Annotated in this window: 13 protein-coding genes, 4 tRNA genes and 1 riboswitch; of the genes, 4 read left to right on the top strand and 13 right to left on the bottom strand. The window is 59.1% G+C overall.

Going from position 1 to position 15,349, the window contains the following annotated elements; genetic code table 11:
* Positions 1–3: 3 nt before the first annotated feature.
* The 8 genes from nuoE to H4I99_RS19435 all read right to left on the bottom strand — a co-directional run bounded on the left by nuoE (position 4) and on the right by H4I99_RS19435 (position 4,606).
* Positions 4–1,107 (bottom strand): NADH-quinone oxidoreductase subunit NuoE, encoded by a 1,104-nt coding sequence (gene nuoE, locus H4I99_RS19470; RefSeq protein WP_163904849.1) that lies wholly within the window; start codon positions 1,105–1,107, stop codon positions 4–6.
* Positions 1,108–1,125: 18 nt separating this feature from the next.
* Positions 1,126–1,368, bottom strand: coding sequence for a hypothetical protein (locus tag H4I99_RS19465; protein ID WP_244625187.1), 243 nt, complete (start codon positions 1,366–1,368; stop codon positions 1,126–1,128).
* Entirely contained in the window at positions 1,368–2,558 is a 1,191-nt protein-coding gene (locus H4I99_RS19460; RefSeq protein WP_163904847.1) for an NADH-quinone oxidoreductase subunit D, read from the bottom strand. Before H4I99_RS19460 ends, H4I99_RS19465 begins: the two co-directional genes overlap by 1 nt.
* A gap of 21 nt (positions 2,559–2,579) precedes the next feature.
* Positions 2,580–3,182, bottom strand: coding sequence for an NADH-quinone oxidoreductase subunit C (locus H4I99_RS19455; protein ID WP_163904845.1), 603 nt, complete (start codon positions 3,180–3,182; stop codon positions 2,580–2,582).
* A gap of 18 nt (positions 3,183–3,200) precedes the next feature.
* Positions 3,201–3,782 (bottom strand): NuoB/complex I 20 kDa subunit family protein, encoded by a 582-nt coding sequence (locus tag H4I99_RS19450; RefSeq protein WP_099057469.1) that lies wholly within the window; start codon positions 3,780–3,782, stop codon positions 3,201–3,203.
* Entirely contained in the window at positions 3,773–4,138 is a 366-nt protein-coding gene (locus H4I99_RS19445; RefSeq protein ID WP_099059973.1) for an NADH-quinone oxidoreductase subunit A, read from the bottom strand. Before H4I99_RS19445 ends, H4I99_RS19450 begins: the two co-directional genes overlap by 10 nt.
* A gap of 235 nt (positions 4,139–4,373) precedes the next feature.
* Positions 4,374–4,450: transfer RNA gene (locus tag H4I99_RS19440), tRNA-Asp, on the bottom strand.
* A gap of 79 nt (positions 4,451–4,529) precedes the next feature.
* Positions 4,530–4,606: transfer RNA gene (locus H4I99_RS19435), tRNA-Asp, on the bottom strand.
* A gap of 336 nt (positions 4,607–4,942) precedes the next feature.
* Here H4I99_RS19435 and H4I99_RS19430 point away from each other — a divergent pair.
* Positions 4,943–5,018 (top strand) — tRNA-Val (locus H4I99_RS19430).
* 253 nt (positions 5,019–5,271) lie between these two features.
* Positions 5,272–5,347: transfer RNA gene (locus H4I99_RS19425), tRNA-Lys, on the top strand.
* Between the two features lie 374 nt (positions 5,348–5,721).
* Here H4I99_RS19425 and H4I99_RS19420 read toward each other — a convergent pair.
* Positions 5,722–6,408 carry a DUF2161 domain-containing phosphodiesterase gene (locus H4I99_RS19420; protein WP_163904843.1) on the bottom strand — a complete coding sequence of 229 codons (687 nt, stop codon included), beginning with the start codon at positions 6,406–6,408 and terminating at the stop codon, positions 5,722–5,724.
* Positions 6,409–6,706: 298 nt separating this feature from the next.
* Here H4I99_RS19420 and H4I99_RS19415 point away from each other — a divergent pair, with 298 nt between their 5' ends.
* Both H4I99_RS19415 and H4I99_RS19410 read left to right on the top strand, forming a co-directional pair.
* Complete coding sequence (locus H4I99_RS19415; RefSeq protein WP_163904841.1) at positions 6,707–7,723, top strand: isopenicillin N synthase family dioxygenase; 1,017 nt, start codon at positions 6,707–6,709, stop codon at positions 7,721–7,723.
* Complete coding sequence (locus H4I99_RS19410; RefSeq protein ID WP_163904840.1) at positions 7,720–8,490, top strand: alpha/beta fold hydrolase; 771 nt, start codon at positions 7,720–7,722, stop codon at positions 8,488–8,490. The genes H4I99_RS19415 and H4I99_RS19410 overlap by 4 nt, the downstream gene beginning before the upstream one ends.
* Positions 8,491–8,571: 81 nt before the next feature.
* On the opposite strand, the gene H4I99_RS19405 is transcribed toward H4I99_RS19410, so the two are convergent.
* From H4I99_RS19405 to lon, 4 genes are all read right to left on the bottom strand, one after another.
* Positions 8,572–10,770, bottom strand: coding sequence for an esterase-like activity of phytase family protein (locus H4I99_RS19405; RefSeq protein WP_163904838.1), 2,199 nt, complete (start codon positions 10,768–10,770; stop codon positions 8,572–8,574).
* An 86-nt stretch (positions 10,771–10,856) separates the two neighbouring features.
* Positions 10,857–11,804 (bottom strand): DMT family transporter, encoded by a 948-nt coding sequence (locus tag H4I99_RS19400; RefSeq protein ID WP_163904836.1) that lies wholly within the window; start codon positions 11,802–11,804, stop codon positions 10,857–10,859.
* 172 nt (positions 11,805–11,976) lie between these two features.
* Positions 11,977–12,132: riboswitch (FMN riboswitch) on the bottom strand.
* 147 nt (positions 12,133–12,279) lie between these two features.
* Positions 12,280–12,555: a DNA-binding protein HupB gene (gene hupB, locus H4I99_RS19395; RefSeq protein WP_163904834.1), complete on the bottom strand. Its 276-nt coding sequence runs from the start codon at positions 12,553–12,555 to the stop codon at positions 12,280–12,282.
* Between the two features lie 205 nt (positions 12,556–12,760).
* Complete coding sequence (lon, locus tag H4I99_RS19390; protein ID WP_163904832.1) at positions 12,761–15,178, bottom strand: endopeptidase La; 2,418 nt, start codon at positions 15,176–15,178, stop codon at positions 12,761–12,763.
* Positions 15,179–15,349: the final 171 nt, after the last annotated feature.

Raw genomic sequence — 15,349 nt, 5'->3', positions numbered from 1 at the left:
CCCTTACCGCGGCTTCTTGCCGAAAACTTTGATGTATTCGGCTTCGCCACCCTTAGCGAGCGCCTTGGCCTGCTTGACCCAATCGTCACGCTCGATGCGGCCGGAGAATTTCAAATAACCATCGACCCATTCGCGTTCAGCCTTCTTCCAGCCGGAAATCTGGGCAAAGGTGTAGATGCCGATGGTGTTCAGAATGCCCTCGATTTTCGGACCGACGCCGGAGATCATCTTGAGATCATCCGGAACCTCGGGCTTCTCGATACCGGCCGGACGGTTCTTGTCATCCAGCGAGGGCTGGCTGGCAGCAACATTTTCAGCCTTCGCAGGCTTCGCCTTGGGGCTTGCTTCCGGAAGGGCCGTTTCACCGTCTGCCGGGCTCTTGATGGCCGGGTTGGTCTCATCCGTCGCAGTCACCGGCTTAGCCGCATTCGACGGCGGGACAGCCACCGTTTCGGCATCCAGCGGAAGGGCCTTCGGCTTTGCCGCCGGCTTAACATCGGCGTCAGTCAGGGCAGTCAAACCGCCGGCCGGAGCCGAATGGAAGCGATCAATCTGCGGACCCGGCTTGATGTCGGAGCCCTTGCCAGCCTGGAAACGGTCGATGATATGCTCAAGCTGGGTCGGCGTCAGGTCTTCGTAGCTATCCTTGAAGATCATCACCATCGGCGCGTTTACGCAGGCGCCCTGACACTCCACCTCTTCCCAGGAGAGCGTGCCGTCGGCATTGCGCTCGAAGGGCTCGGCGTGGATTCGGCTCTTGCAGACCTTGATGAGATCCTCCGCGCCGCGCAGCATGCACGGCGTGGTGCCACAGACCTGAACGTGGGCGCGCGTACCGACCGGCTTCAGCTGGAACTGCGTGTAGAAGGTCGCGACTTCCAGAACCCGGATATAGGGCATGGAAAGCTTTTCAGCGACGAATTCGATGGCCGCTCGCGTCACCCAGCCGTCCTGCTCCTGAGCCCGCATCAGAAGCGGAATGACCGCCGACTGCTGGCGGCCCTCGGGATATTTGCGGATGGTTGCCTCAGCCCAGACCGAATTTTCCTCGTTGAAGGAAAAGCCTGCCGGCTGGAATTGCTCTTCGGCTAGTCGACGAACGGACATACTTCCTCGCCCCTTGTCTCAGTTTATGGATCCACACCGCGAACGCGTCAGAGACGTGAATTCGCAGGCATAGGCCGTCTTGTCTTTTTGCAGGAACACGATGATCTTCGAACCGCTTTCGCTGGAGGTTCTGATCTCGTAGCCCTGCTTGATGAGATCCGCCATGGTGGTGGTCGAGCTGCTCGAAGAGACGGCCGCTTCCTGAGCCTGCGCCTGAACGGCGGAGGCCAGAGCGAGAACCGTGAGCAGCCACACCTTCATCAGCGGTCAACCTCTCCGAACACGATGTCGAGCGAGCCAAGGATTGCCGAAACGTCGGCGAGTTGATGCCCCCGACAGATGAAATCCATGGCCTGCAGGTGCGCGTAACCCGGAGCGCGAATCTTGCAACGATAAGGCTTGTTCGAGCCGTCGGAGACGACGTAGACGCCGAATTCACCCTTGGGGGCTTCAACTGCGGCGTAAACCTCGCCCTCAGGCACGTGATAGCCTTCGGTGTAGAGCTTGAAGTGGTGGATCAGCGCTTCCATTGACCGCTTCATCTCGCCACGCTTCGGCGGCACGACCTTGCCGTCGAGCGAGGAAACCGGACCGGTCTTCGCATCACCGAGCAGACGATTGACGCACTGCTTCATGATCTTCACCGATTCACGCATTTCGATCATGCGGATCAGGTAACGGTCGTAGCAGTCGCCGTTCTTGCCGATCGGAATATCGAATTCGAGTTCCGAATAGCATTCGTAGGGCTGTGAACGACGCAGGTCCCAGGCAGCGCCGGAACCGCGAACCATGACGCCCGAGAAGCCCCAAGCCCATGCGTCTTCAAGAGCCACGACGCCGATGTCGACGTTACGCTGTTTGAAGATACGGTTGCCGGTCAGAAGCGCGTCGATATCGTCGAGCGTCTTCAGGAACGGATCGCACCACTTGCCGATATCCTCGACGAGTTGGTGCGGTAGGTCCTGGTGAACGCCACCCGGACGGAAATAGGCCGAGTGCATGCGCGCGCCACAGGCACGCTCATAGAACACCATCAGCTTTTCACGCTCTTCGAAGCCCCAGAGCGGCGGCGTCAGCGCACCGACGTCCATGGCCTGGGTGGTCACGTTCAGAAGATGCGACAGGATACGGCCGATTTCCGAGTAGAGAACACGGATCAGTTGACCGCGAATCGGGATCTGCACACCCAGCAGCTTTTCCACTGCCAGCGAATAGGCATGCTCCTGGTTCATCGGCGCGACGTAGTCGAGACGATCGAAATAGGGCAATGCCTGCAGGTAGGTCTTGGTCTCGATCAGCTTCTCGGTACCGCGATGCAGCAGGCCGATATGCGGATCGACGCGCTCCACGATTTCGCCGTCAAGCTCCAGCACCAGACGCAGAACGCCGTGAGCCGCCGGATGCTGCGGGCCGAAGTTGATGTTGAAGTTGCGGACGTTATGTTCAGTCATGGTAACAAACCTTCCGCCGTCTTACTGGGCCGCTTTCTCATCGCCGGGCAGCACGTAATCCGTGCCTTCCCAAGGCGAGAGAAAGTCGAAGTTCCGGAATTCCTGCTTCAGCTCGACAGGTTCGTAGACCACACGCTTGGCGTTGTCGTCGTAGCGAACCTCGACGAAACCGGTGGTCGGGAAGTCCTTGCGGAGCGGATGCCCCTCGAAACCGTAGTCCGTCAGGATGCGGCGCAGATCCGGGTGATCGGTAAAGAGCACGCCATACATGTCCCAGGTTTCGCGTTCGAACCAGTCGGCGCCCGGGAAAACCGAACAGGCCGATGGTACCGGCTTGTCTTCGCCCGTTGCGACCTTGACACGGATGCGCAGGTTCTGACGCGGGGACTGCAGGTGATAGACCACATCGAAGCGATCTTCCCGCTCCGGATAGTCTACGCCGCAGATATCGATCAGATTGACAAAACCGCACTGCACGTCGTCACGCAGGAAAGTCAGCAATGCAATGATGTTTTCCGGCGCCGCAGTCAGATTCAGTTCGCCGAAACGAACTTCCGAAGAGGCAATGAGCGCACCACGCACCTCGGTAAGGTAGGATGCAAGCTCGTTCAGGGCTTCACTCATCTTGTCGCGTCCCTTGACTTAGCGCTCGATCGTTCCGGTGCGGCGGATCTTCTTCTGCAGCAGGAGTACGCCGTAAAGCAGCGCCTCTGCCGTGGGGGGACAGCCGGGAACATAAATATCGACAGGCACGACGCGATCGCATCCGCGCACCACCGAATAGGAATAGTGATAGTAGCCACCGCCATTGGCGCAGGAGCCCATCGAAATGACGTAACGGGGCTCCGGCATCTGGTCGTAGACCTTCCGGAGCGCGGGCGCCATCTTGTTGGTCAGCGTGCCGGCGACAATCATCACGTCCGACTGACGCGGGCTGGCACGGGGAGCAAAACCGAAACGCTCGACGTCATAACGCGGCATGGAGAGCTGCATCATCTCGACCGCACAGCAGGCAAGACCGAATGTCATCCACATCAGTGAGCCAGTACGGGCCCAGTTGATCAGCTCGTCCGTAGAGGTAACGAGAAAGCCCTTATCGGCGAGTTCATTGTTGATCTCACCGAAGAAAGCATCATCGCTGCCGATCGGTTTGCCGGTATTGGGATCGATGATCCCCTTGGCCTGCGGAGCGACGAGCGTCGTGTTGGACTGGACTACTCCCATTCGAGTGCCCCCTTCTTCCATTCATAGATAAAGCCGATGGTGAGTACACCAAGGAACACCATCATCGACCAGAAGCCGAACCAGCCGAGCTCACCGAAAGACACTGCCCACGGGAACAGGAAGGCAACTTCGAGGTCGAAGATGATGAAGAGGATCGACACCAGGTAGAAGCGGATATCGAACTTCATGCGGGCATCATCGAAAGCATTGAAGCCGCATTCGTAAGCCGACAGCTTTTCCGAGTCGGGAGCCTTGAAGGCGACGGCAAACGGCGCAATCAAAAGCGCGAGGCCAATCACAAGGGCGATACCGATAAAGATGGCGATCGGAAGGTAGGAACTGAGCAGTTCAGTCATCATATCCATCCCTGCTTGTCTCGAATGCCGGGCGGCATTTTTGGCGCTGGGCCGACAAGCCGAAAGAAGAGTTGCAACGAGCCGTCGTTAACGCAGCCTGCACGCTTGTGCAAGCCCGAGCGCCAGCTTTTCACGCGATACATCATGCGGCTTACCGAGGTGTAAATCGGCAGCACAATAAAGTCCATAGAGCCACATTGCAAAGCAGCATAAAGTTATGATGGAAAACTAAAAATGGCGCGAGTGACGGGGCTCGAACCCGCGACCTCCGGCGTGACAGGCCGGCACTCTAACCGACTGAGCTACACCCGCGCATAAATGGATTAACCGTTGGTCAATCCGGGCTTGCTGTTGGCGTTTCCGCTTCGACAAGCAGGATAATTTTCAAGAATGGCGCGAGTGACGGGGCTCGAACCCGCGACCTCCGGCGTGACAGGCCGGCACTCTAACCGACTGAGCTACACCCGCGCATTTCTTGAAAGGCGTCTCCGCCTTCCCGAACCGGCCGAGGCCCGTTCGATGAGCGGCTAACTACGGGGTTCGGTTATTGGTGTCAAGCAGGATCGAAGACAAATCCATGACAGATCGAATTTTATCTGCACCGACAATTCGCCCGCCTGTGGACGAAGAAAACGACGGCGGCACCACCCAAAAGAAAAAGCCCCGAAATTCAGGCCGTTTCGCCCCTCCCCTCAAAATGGTACGCAAAAAAAGCAAAAAAACTTCACAAACACTCTTGCGGTTTCTCTGCGATCCGCATAGATCACGGCCACCGACGCGGCGGGCACTGACCCAGTCAGCGAAGGGCGATTAGCTCAGTTGGTAGAGCGCCTCGTTTACACCGAGGATGTCGGGAGTTCGAGTCTCTCATCGCCCACCATTTTCTCCCATGTAACGTTTAATAGGCTGTTGTAATCGCTATCCACGAGGGAGCGGGTGGGACGGGTTGATTTCGTCATGGGCATTGAGGGCTATAGTCGTAGCAGCGGCACAAGTAGAGCCTTGGCCTGCTTCGGGACGCATTCGGCGACCTGGACGGGACAGGAAAAGATCTCTGCGGCACGGATATTCTGAGCTGGACAATAGTGCAGATCCTGTTTATACGCCCTCTCACACCGCCAAACGGTGCCTTCGGGTGATTAGCTCAGTTGGTAGAGCAGCTGACTCTTAATCAGCGGGTCGTAGGTTCGAGCCCTACATCACCCACCATTTCCCTCTTTGAAAATACGTTATTGCCTGATCTTCGTTGTGTTCTGGCGACAGAACCGTCGGTTCGGCCGATATGCTGACGATTGGAAGCTCCCTGTGGATGGCCACCAACCATAACAGGATATCCGCAGCCTTTTCGCCTGCCCATCGGTCAAAGGAACAATGAGGGCACCGACAGATTTCCCATTAGGGAATCAGAGACATCTTCGACGAGTGATGCGCGCCCTACCCTCAAAATTTCGGCGGAAAATAATTCGTGGGCATCTATCTCGGCGAATCGGCTCGCTACGCCTGATTCTGCCAATTCGGATTCGTCGACAGTGATCCGAGTTCCCACGCATCGCATCGAGCAAAAGTTCGACAGGCCTTCTTTCTCAGGCAGCCTCGGGTGAGTTTCTATCATCCCGTGGTATCCTGTCGGACCATGCGATGAGTGCGGCATGGCCGGCGGAGTTCAGGCCATAAACACCGCGCTCGATTCGATCGAACCAGCCATAGACATTGGACTGCAGGATCCTGGCGACCTCTGGAGCAATTGGCTTAAGGTCGCGCGGACGGGCGGGACCGTTTGCGAGGGCTTCCGCGATCACGAGCGCCTGCTGGCGGTATGCCGTCATCTGCGGAATACGGGTCGAGCCACCCGCCATCGGATCGCCCCGGCGGCGGCGAAACTCTTCAACGATCCGCGACCGGCGCTTGCTGTTGCGCCGGGGCTTCCAAGGTCCCGGCTCTACGATCACATCGACACGGCCCGTGGCGGCGACCGTCAGCAGGCCGAATCCCAGGAAGTGGCAGAGTTTCTTCACCCGGGCATCGCCTTCCCGTCCACGCCCCTTCTTCGAAGCCTCGACAGCGAGCCAGACTTCATCGCAGACGGCCGTGCGCTCCACCGCCTGCAGGACGAGTTCCAGAGTGAAGCTGCGCTTCAGCTCACCGATGACGACGAGTTCCGTCACATCCTGCGAAATCGCCACGACATCGCAGCTTCGTATTTCACCCTTCACCTCGAATCCCAGGCCTTCGAGGAATTGCTTTACGGGGGGATAGAGGTCTGCTTCCAAGTCGAAGGTCTCGTCGTGGGAAAGTTGGTCGTAAAACTACCGAGTGCACGTTAATAAAGCGAAGGATTTTCGCTGGGTCTGTGGATGTACGGGTGATCTGCGTTGGATGCCAGCCTTGTTGCGCTCACCGCAGGCGCCTATTGCAGGATGAGCAATTCATGGGCAATTTTCGGACCTATCTATTTTATAGTCACCTTCACCGTTGCCATGCATTGGTGCGTTGCAATAGCCTCCCGTTCCAACCAGCGCCCACGCCTCCCCAAAAAAGTCGGCGCGAACTCGGCCAGGAGAGATATCCATGAACGCATCCATGCTCGGCGCGCGCTCCGTAGAAGCAGTAACGCTTCCGGTCATCGACATTTCCGGTCTCTCCTCGTCATCTCTGGAAAAACGCGCAGCCGTCGGCGAAGCGTTGCGACAGGCCTGCCTCGACAAGGGCTTCTTCTATTGCGCCGGCCATGGCATCCCCCAGGGACTGATCGATGCGGCCTTTGCCGAATCCAGAGTATTCTTCAATCGGCCCATCGAGGAAAAGCTGACCGTCGACAAGGTGCATTCCTTCTGTAACCGCGGCTACGAGCACATGCGTGGCCAGACGCTCGAGGCGGGCGCACCCGCGGATCTCAAGGAGGGTTACTACATTGGCCCGGACCTGCCTATGGACGATCCGCGCGTCGTGGCCGGACGGTTCAATCGCGGGCCGAACCAGTGGCCCGCCGATCAGCCAGGTTTCAGACCCGTGATGATGGCCTATTTCGCGGCGATGACCGACCTCGGAGAGCGGCTGATGCGCGGCATGGCTCTTTCGCTGGGCCTGCCGGAGAATCACTTCGATGCATTCGTGCGCGAGCCGCTCGGAACGCTCCGCCTGCTGCACTACCCTCCGCAGCCGAAGGATGCCGCGCCCAATGAAAAGGGTGCCGGCGCACATACGGATTTCGGCGGGCTGACGCTGCTTCTGCAGGATGATGCCGGCGGACTGCAGGTGCATGATTCCGCGAGCGACAGCTGGATTCATGCCGATCCCATTCCCGGCACTTTCGTCGTCAATCTCGGCGACATGATCGCTCGCTGGACCAATGATCGCTATCGCTCGACGCTTCACCGGGTGGTCAACGAGAGCGGCCGCGAGCGTTATTCGATTCCCTTCTTCTTCGTCGGCAATCCCGATCACGTGGTCGAGTGCCTGCCGAACTGCCTCAGCGCCGGCGAGCAGCCGAAATACTCTGTCACAACGGTAGAGGACCACCTGAAAGCCATGTACCAGCGTACCTATACACCCGCCCCAGCACCGGCATCGGCGGGCAAGGCATGAGTCGGAAGCTTCCCGTTCTTCTGATTCACGGCGCATGGCAGGGTTCCTGGGTATGGGAGGCGTTTTCACCCCTGCTCGAAGAATCTGGCTTCCAGCCGATCCCGGTCGACCTGCCCGGCAACGGCGTGGACGATACGCCGCCGGAAGCCGTCAATCTCGATCTCTACATTTCCCATCTGCGCTCGCTCATCGAGGCTGCCGGTGCGCCTGTGGCGGTGATCGCCCATTCCGGCGGCGGCAACGCCGCTTCCGCCCTTGGCGAGGCCATGCCGGAAGCCATTACGGGGATCGTCTATGTGGCAGGCATGATGCTGCCCTCGGGCATGGGATTCGGCGATATCGTGAAGGAAGCCCTTCCCACACATCCCGAGGCGGGCGGTATCTCACCCCATCTCGTATGGTCGCAGGATGGGATTGTAAGCACCGTTCCGCCGGAAGCCGCAGCACGGCACTTCCTCAACGACCTGCCGCTTGAGACGGCGCTTGCCGCGGCAGCAAGGCTCACTCCACAGCCGGAAGGCGGGCGAGCGTCGGCCCCTTCGCTCACGGCAGAGCGATTCGGCCTGATACCACGTCTCTATGTCGAGGCGACCGACGACCAGTCGGTGTTCATCTACCTGCAACGGCGGATGCAGGAACTGGTGCCCGGTGCCGAAGTGGTGACGCTGAATACCGGCCACGCCCCGCATGTCTCAGCTCCCGGTTTGCTGATCGGACCCGTTGCCGAATTCCTGGAGCGGAGAAGCGCATCGAATTCGTGCGTGTGAAATTCAGGACCGCATAATTGAGAAAGGCCGGGCGATCATTCGCCCGGCCTTCCTGATTCTTCGCATTTCGATGCCGATGGATCAGTTGGTGCCCTTCAGATCGACAGGGAAGAACAGGGTCTCTCCCGAGCTGTCGTCCACGCCATCGTTGTCGGTGACGGCGAAGGCCTTGCCAGCGGCGTCGAAGGCGAAGCCTTCCAGCTTGTCGACGACATAGCCGTTCGTGGCGTTCTTCAGGTCCGGAATGAAATCATGGACTTCTTCCTTCTTCACCAGTGGCAGCTTGTCGCCGAGCTTTGCAGGCTTCAGGTCGGCAATGGCAACGCGGTAGAGCTTCTTGAGCTTGGCGTTGTCGCCCACCTGGTTGTCACGTTCGACGATGTAGACGTAGTCGCCATGGGCGGTGATTTCGGAAAGGCCGACCCAGCCGTCTTCAGCCTTGTCGAGCGGATAGCTGACGGCGCCCCATTCCTTGGCCTTCGGCTTGTAGGAAACGAGCTTGACGGTGCCCTTCTCGTCGTCCTTCCATTCGCGCTGAACGGCCATCCAGAGCGTCAGCTCGTCGCCCTTGCCAATCGAGGTGATGCCTTCTAGGCCGAAGCGGGTCTGTCCTGCGAGAAGTTCGACCGGGAAGCCGATCTCGGACTTGATCTCGCCCTTGGCATCGACATTGTAGATGCCGTGGCCGACGAGCTTGGCCGGATCGCCTTCGGAAGCGAGCCAGAAGCCGCCCTTGCCATCCAGCGTGATGCCTTCGATGTCGAGCTTCTGGGCTGCGGCACCGCCACGGGTGACCGGCAGAGCCGTCGTGATGACAGCCGGCTTCTGCGTCGCGTCGATCGTGAAGATCGTCGGCTGCGAAGAATAGAAGCTGTCATTGACCGCATAGAGCGTACCAGCCTTTTCGGCATCGCCAACGAGACCGGAGAGAGCGCCCCAGCCGATCGGTGCGCCGTCGACGATGTCGGAACGGATCATCGGATAGGCGGGCGTGCCTTCGGCAAGTTCATAGATCATGACATGCGAGCGCGGGCCGCCGTCCTCACCGAGATCTGCTTCGTTGGCGGTTGCCAGCAGGTTGCGGCCGGGAATGGCAACGGCGCCTTCCGGCGAAACGCCGGACGGCAGGAGCTGCACGAGTTCCGGCTCGGCACCGGTATCCTTGTAGACCGCAGCGATGGAGGCGCGCTCGGAAAGGACGAAGAAGTACTTCTGGCCGTTGAAGGTTGCGGCTTCCAGGCCTTCGAGCTCGACGCCCTTGGACTTGGCGCGCTTGTCCGGGAAGTGACCGATCTGGGCGATCGCGAGTTCCAGAGACGGGCCGGACTCGTAGAGTTCCTTGCCGGTTTTGTCGAAAATGGTGAAGCTGCGCGAACCGCCTTCATAGTCACCTTCGTTGGCGATCACGAGACGGTTGTCGTCCAGCCACTTCAGGGCGTCGGGCTCGCGCAGGACGCCTTCCTTCTTGCCGGTGAACTTCAGCGCGCCATCGCTCTTGGTGTCGATGCCTGCGAGATCGACCTTGCCGGCCGAGAAGTGGTTCTTCACTGCGCCGGTCTTGCCGTCGATGATGACGATATGGTTGTTCTCCTGAAGCGTCAGGCCGATTTCGCCGAGATTGTTGATCGAGACGAATTCAGGTTCCGGATCTTCCGGCGCGATTTCGGCAAGACCGGTCAACGTGACGTGCTTGATCGAAGCGCAATCGGCAACGCCGTCCTTCAGCGAGACGATGACGAGATCGCCGGCCGGCATCTGCGGCAGCTTGCCTTCGTTGAACTCTTCGTCACGCTCGTTTTCGATGGCGATGGCAGCGAAGGTCTTATCCGGCGAAATCGCGACAGAATCAGGCTGACCGCCGAGATCGCAGGTCGCGTCGATCTTCTTGGAGGCGACATCGACGATGGCGAGCTTGCCGGAAGGCTTCTGCCTGTTCTCCGAGGTGTTGACGGCGACAAGGGCCTTCGCACCGACGACGGCGACGGAGGTCGGCTCGCCATCCATCATCAGCGCGCTGCCGGCCTTCGGAGTCTTGGCGTCGGTGATGTCGATAAAGCCGATCGCGCCGAGCGGACTGTCGGAATAGATCAGCGTATTGCCGTCTTCGGTCGCCGTGATGATTTCAGCCGAAGTCGTGGAGAGCTTCTCCTTGTCGGCCGGCAGGTTGGTGGCGACGGGGAAGGATGCGATACGGTTGAAAACCTGGTCAGCCGCGGCCGGTGCCGCAACAGAAGCCAGCAGCGCGGCCGTCAACGCGGCGCGGGAAATGGAATACTTCATGGGGGAGGCCTCCTGTTTCCATGAGTAAGGAACAGGAGGCTTTTGCGTCACGTCCATGACACCCACATGACATCTGGCGAATTTTGTCAGGATTGGGGCAAAGGCAGCGAACCGCCCTCTTCTTCCTTCTCTTCCCCATACGGTTCCCGCTCCCGACGCATCTCGCTAATCATCAGGAAAAGCGAGGCGCCGAGGATCAGGATTGCCCCGAGCCAGAGGTATCCGGCGGGCGCATAGCCAAAGACCAGCCAGCCCGCGAGTACGTTGAGTGGCAGCTTCAGGTCGTCGAATGGCTGCACGTAGGCCGCATCGACGGTGCTGTAGGCAAGCGTCAGGAAATGCTGTCCGACCACGGTCAACAGACCGGCCAGCAACAGAAGTGCCAGCACCATTCCACCGGGGACAACAAAGCCTGAGGCTGCGGCAAGGCCGGCATTGATCGGTGTCAGCAGTACAAGCAACCAGACCGTAATCGTCTCCGGCCTCTCATGAGCGGTGAGGTTCTTCATCATCAGGGACGCCCCGCCCCAGAGCAGGGCCGACAGCACCGGCAGGAAGGCCGTGGGAGAAAATGCATCCGACCATGGCTGCAGGATAATCATCGCCCCGCAGAAGCCAGCGAGCGTCGCCAGCCATCGATTGCGGCCAACCGTTTCGCCAAGGAAGACGCGTGCGCCGACGATGATGAAAAACGGCGAAGTCATCACCAGCGCGATGGCCTGCCAGATCGGCACGCTAGCAAGACCGATCACCCAGGCCTGTACTCCAAGTGCTGCGAGTATAACCCGCACCAGATGACGGCCGGGATACCGTGTCTTCAACGATCCGAGGCCAAGCCGGAAAAGTAGTGGCAGAGAGAAAACGAGGGCAAAGGCATATTGCCAGAAGGCGGCGGAAACCGCCGGGAAGCCAAGGGTCATTGCCAGCCATTGGGTAGCGACGTTGAGAATGGCGAATGCGATACCTGCAAGCACCATAAATGCCGCACCAGCGACTGCGCGGGAACGATAAGGAGCAAGGAAGCTCTGATTCATGTCTTTCTTCCTTTGAGAAAGAGACCAACACAAATCAGGACGCATGAGGACAATGCGCGGGGAGCGACAAGGCATTCCCCTCACCTGCCGCGCCGAGGCCGGGGCACACGGCAACAGCCGATCATGAGCCAAGACCCCGGATCATCCATCCGAAGCAGGCACGCAACCGATACCTCATTCTCTTTCATCCGGACTATGACCGTCGGCTCCGGAGTTGCACCGGATCTGCTGACCCTTCCGATGCCTTTGGCTTCCGAAGGCGCTCGCGGGCTTGGGAACTGAACCCCTTACCGCCGGTGGGGATTTTCACCCCGCCCTGAGAACGAATGCAAACCTCCATTTGGAAGTCCGCAAAAAATCGATACGTCAACGCGTCACGGCAGGCAAGCCGCTGAAACGGAAAAGCCCGGCACGAGGCCGGGCTCAAATTGCGATGCCAAGCCTTCGCTCCATCCGAGCGAAGGTAGCCAGCTGATTAGCTGTTTACGGCGTCCTTCAGGCCCTTGCCGGCCGTGAACTTCGGAACGTTGCGAGCCGGGATATCGACTTCAGCGCCGGTCGACGGGTTGCGGCCCTTGGAGGCTTCGCGACGAGCAACGGTGAAAGCACCGAAGCCAGCGAGGCGAACATCGCCGCCGGTCTTCAGCTCTGCCTGAACCGTTTCGAAAACGGCGTCGACGGCGGAAGCTGCATCGGCCTTGGTGAGGCCGGCCTTTTCGGCGACCGCGGATACGAGTTCGTTCTTGTTCATGTTTCCACCCTTTCTGACTGGTATGAAACGACTCAATGGATAAGTCGGGCGGACAATACGTAAGCATCTGCCCTACGCAACTGAAAAGCACCGCAATCGCCCGGAAAACAAGACGTTTCAGGGAGTTTGCACAAAAAAGGCTGGCAAAAATGCCAGCCTTTTTCCGTTCGGTGTATCAATTTGGCAAGATTAAGGCAAAAGAACCTCAATGCGCCATGGAAGTGCCCGTTTCGTCGGACCCTTCGACAGTGCCGATTGCCGGAGTTTCAACGGTTCCGTCCCATTCAATCGGTTCAGGTACACGAACCAGAGCGTGCTTGATGACTTCGCCCATCCGCGACACCGGAACGATCTCAAGGTTGTTCTTCACGTTGTCCGGAATGTCCGCCAGATCCTTGGCGTTTTCTTCCGGGATCAGAACCTTCTTGATGCCGCCGCGCAGAGCGGCAAGCAGCTTTTCCTTGAGGCCACCGATCGGCAGGACGCGACCGCGCAGGGTGACTTCACCCGTCATGGCGACATCCTTGGAAACCGGGATACCGGTCATGATCGACACGATAGCGGTCGCCATGGCAATACCGGCGGACGGACCGTCCTTCGGAGTTGCACCTTCCGGAACGTGCACGTGGATGTCGCTCTTGTCGAACCGCGGCGGCTCGATGCCGAAATCCACAGCCCGCGAGCGAACATAGGATGCAGCAGCCGAAATCGACTCCTTCATGACGTCCTTGAGGTTGCCGGTGACCGTCATGCGGCCCTTGCCCGGCATCATCACGCCTTCGATGGTCAGCAGTTCGCCACCCACCTCGGTCCAGGCCAGACCGGTAACGATACCGACCTGATCTTCGCCTTCAGCTTCACCATGCCGGAAGCGCGGCACGCCGAGATAGTCGTGAATGTTCTCGGCGGTGACGGCGACTGACTTCACCTTGCCCTTGATGATCTCGGTGACCGCCTTGCGGGCGAGCTTCATCAATTCGCGCTCGAAGGAACGTACACCTGCTTCGCGGGTGTACTGCTGGATCACCGCCATCAACGCATCGTCGCTGACCGAAAATTCTTCCGGACGCAGCGCATGTTCCTTGATGGCCTTGGGCAGCAGGTGCCGCTTGGCGATTTCCCGCTTTTCATCCTCGGTGTAACCGGCGATGCGGATGATCTCCATGCGGTCCATCAGCGGACCCGGAATGTTCAGCGTGTTGGCCGTGGTGACGAACATCACATTGGACAGGTCGTATTCCACTTCCAGGTAGTGGTCCATGAAGGTGGAGTTCTGTTCCGGATCCAGCACCTCGAGCAGCGCCGAAGACGGATCGCCACGGAAATCCATGCCCATCTTGTCGATCTCGTCGAGCAGGAAGAGCGGGTTGGACTTCTTGGCCTTCTTCATCGACTGCACGATCTTGCCGGGCATCGAACCGATATAGGTGCGGCGGTGACCACGGATCTCGGCCTCGTCACGCACGCCGCCAAGCGCCATGCGGACATATTCGCGGCCGGTCGCCTTGGCGATCGACTTGGCGAGCGAGGTCTTGCCGACGCCCGGAGGGCCGACGAGGCAAAGGATCGGACCCTTGATCTTGGTCGCGCGAGCCTGAACGGCGAGATATTCGACGATGCGCTCCTTGACCTTGTCCAGACCGAAATGATCCTCGTCGAGGATCTTCTCGGCGGCATTCAGATCAACCTTGACCTTGGACTTCTTGCCCCAGGGCAGGCCTAGCAGCCAGTCGAGGTAGTTGCGAACGACCGTCGCTTCCGCCGACATGGGGCTCATGTGGCGCAGCTTCTTCAGTTCGGCATCGGCCTTTTCCTTGGCTTCCTTGGAAAGCTTGGTCTTGGAGATGCGCTCTTCCAGCTCGGCCATCTCGTCACGACCATCCTCGCCGTCGCCGAGTTCCTTCTGAATCGCCTTCATCTGTTCGTTCAGGTAGTACTCGCGCTGGGTCTTCTCCATCTGACGCTTGACGCGCGAGCGGATGCGCTTTTCGACCTGAAGGACGGAGATTTCGCCTTCCATGAAGCCGAGAGCCTTTTCGAGACGCTGCTTGACGCTGACGGTCTCAAGCATCTCCTGCTTCTCGGTGATCTTGATCGACAGGTGCGATGCAACCGTATCGGCCAGCTTCGAGTAGTCCTCGATCTGGCTCGCGGCGCCTACGACTTCCGGCGAGATCTTCTTGTTCAGCTTGACGTAGTTCTCAAACTCGGACACGACCGAGCGGGACAGAGCCTCGATTTCGACAGCGTCTTCGACTGGCTCAGCGAGAACCTGCGCCGTCGCCTCGTAGAACTCTTCACGCGCGGTGTAGGTATCGATGCGGGCACGTGCCCTGCCCTCGATCAGCACCTTCACCGTGCCGTCCGGCAGCTTCAGTAGCTGGAGAACATTGGCGACCGTGCCGACCTCGTAAATGGCGGAGGGTTCCGGATCGTCATCGCCGGCGTTGATCTGGGTCGCCAGCATGATCTGCTTGTCGGAGCCCATGACCTCTTCGAGAGCGCGAATGGACTTCTCGCGCCCGACGAACAAAGGCACGATCATGTGTGGGAAAACCACGATGTCGCGCAGAGGCAATACGGGATAGATATTGCTCTCGTTTGCTGCAGACGTTTTCGACATTTCACTTCCTTTCCGACGTCCCGGGCAAGCCCAGGACCAAATGCCATACCCCGAAGGCGACAGGCATATTTCTTGCTCCTCCAAGAAATGGAGTTCTCAGAACGCGAATTCAAGCCTTCCGCCCGTGCTCGGCCACCGAGATTGTGACGACGATATTACAGTCAGTGGCCC

It is taken from the genome of Paenirhizobium daejeonense (genome assembly GCF_014280875.1).
Classification (GTDB): domain Bacteria; phylum Pseudomonadota; class Alphaproteobacteria; order Rhizobiales; family Rhizobiaceae; genus Allorhizobium; species Allorhizobium daejeonense.
This window is presented reverse-complemented; position numbering and strand designations above follow the sequence as displayed.

Excerpts from the sequence above, each read along its gene's own strand:
- lon (WP_163904832.1), bottom strand. The coding sequence starts at position 15,178 with ATGTCGAAAACGTCTGCAGCAAACGAGAGCAATATCTATCCCGTATTG.
- H4I99_RS19405 (WP_163904838.1), bottom strand. The coding sequence starts at position 10,770 with ATGAAGTATTCCATTTCCCGCGCCGCGTTGACGGCCGCGCTGCTGGCT.
- H4I99_RS19465 (WP_244625187.1), bottom strand. The coding sequence starts at position 1,368 with ATGAAGGTGTGGCTGCTCACGGTTCTCGCTCTGGCCTCCGCCGTTCAG.
- H4I99_RS19460 (WP_163904847.1), bottom strand. The coding sequence starts at position 2,558 with ATGACTGAACATAACGTCCGCAACTTCAACATCAACTTCGGCCCGCAG.
- nuoE (WP_163904849.1), bottom strand. The coding sequence starts at position 1,107 with ATGTCCGTTCGTCGACTAGCCGAAGAGCAATTCCAGCCGGCAGGCTTT.
- H4I99_RS19445 (WP_099059973.1), bottom strand. The coding sequence starts at position 4,138 with ATGACTGAACTGCTCAGTTCCTACCTTCCGATCGCCATCTTTATCGGT.
- hupB (WP_163904834.1), bottom strand. The coding sequence starts at position 12,555 with ATGAACAAGAACGAACTCGTATCCGCGGTCGCCGAAAAGGCCGGCCTC.
- H4I99_RS19450 (WP_099057469.1), bottom strand. The coding sequence starts at position 3,782 with ATGGGAGTAGTCCAGTCCAACACGACGCTCGTCGCTCCGCAGGCCAAG.
- H4I99_RS19400 (WP_163904836.1), bottom strand. The coding sequence starts at position 11,804 with ATGAATCAGAGCTTCCTTGCTCCTTATCGTTCCCGCGCAGTCGCTGGT.
- H4I99_RS19410 (WP_163904840.1), top strand. The coding sequence starts at position 7,720 with ATGAGTCGGAAGCTTCCCGTTCTTCTGATTCACGGCGCATGGCAGGGT.
- H4I99_RS19455 (WP_163904845.1), bottom strand. The coding sequence starts at position 3,182 with ATGAGTGAAGCCCTGAACGAGCTTGCATCCTACCTTACCGAGGTGCGT.
- H4I99_RS19415 (WP_163904841.1), top strand. The coding sequence starts at position 6,707 with ATGAACGCATCCATGCTCGGCGCGCGCTCCGTAGAAGCAGTAACGCTT.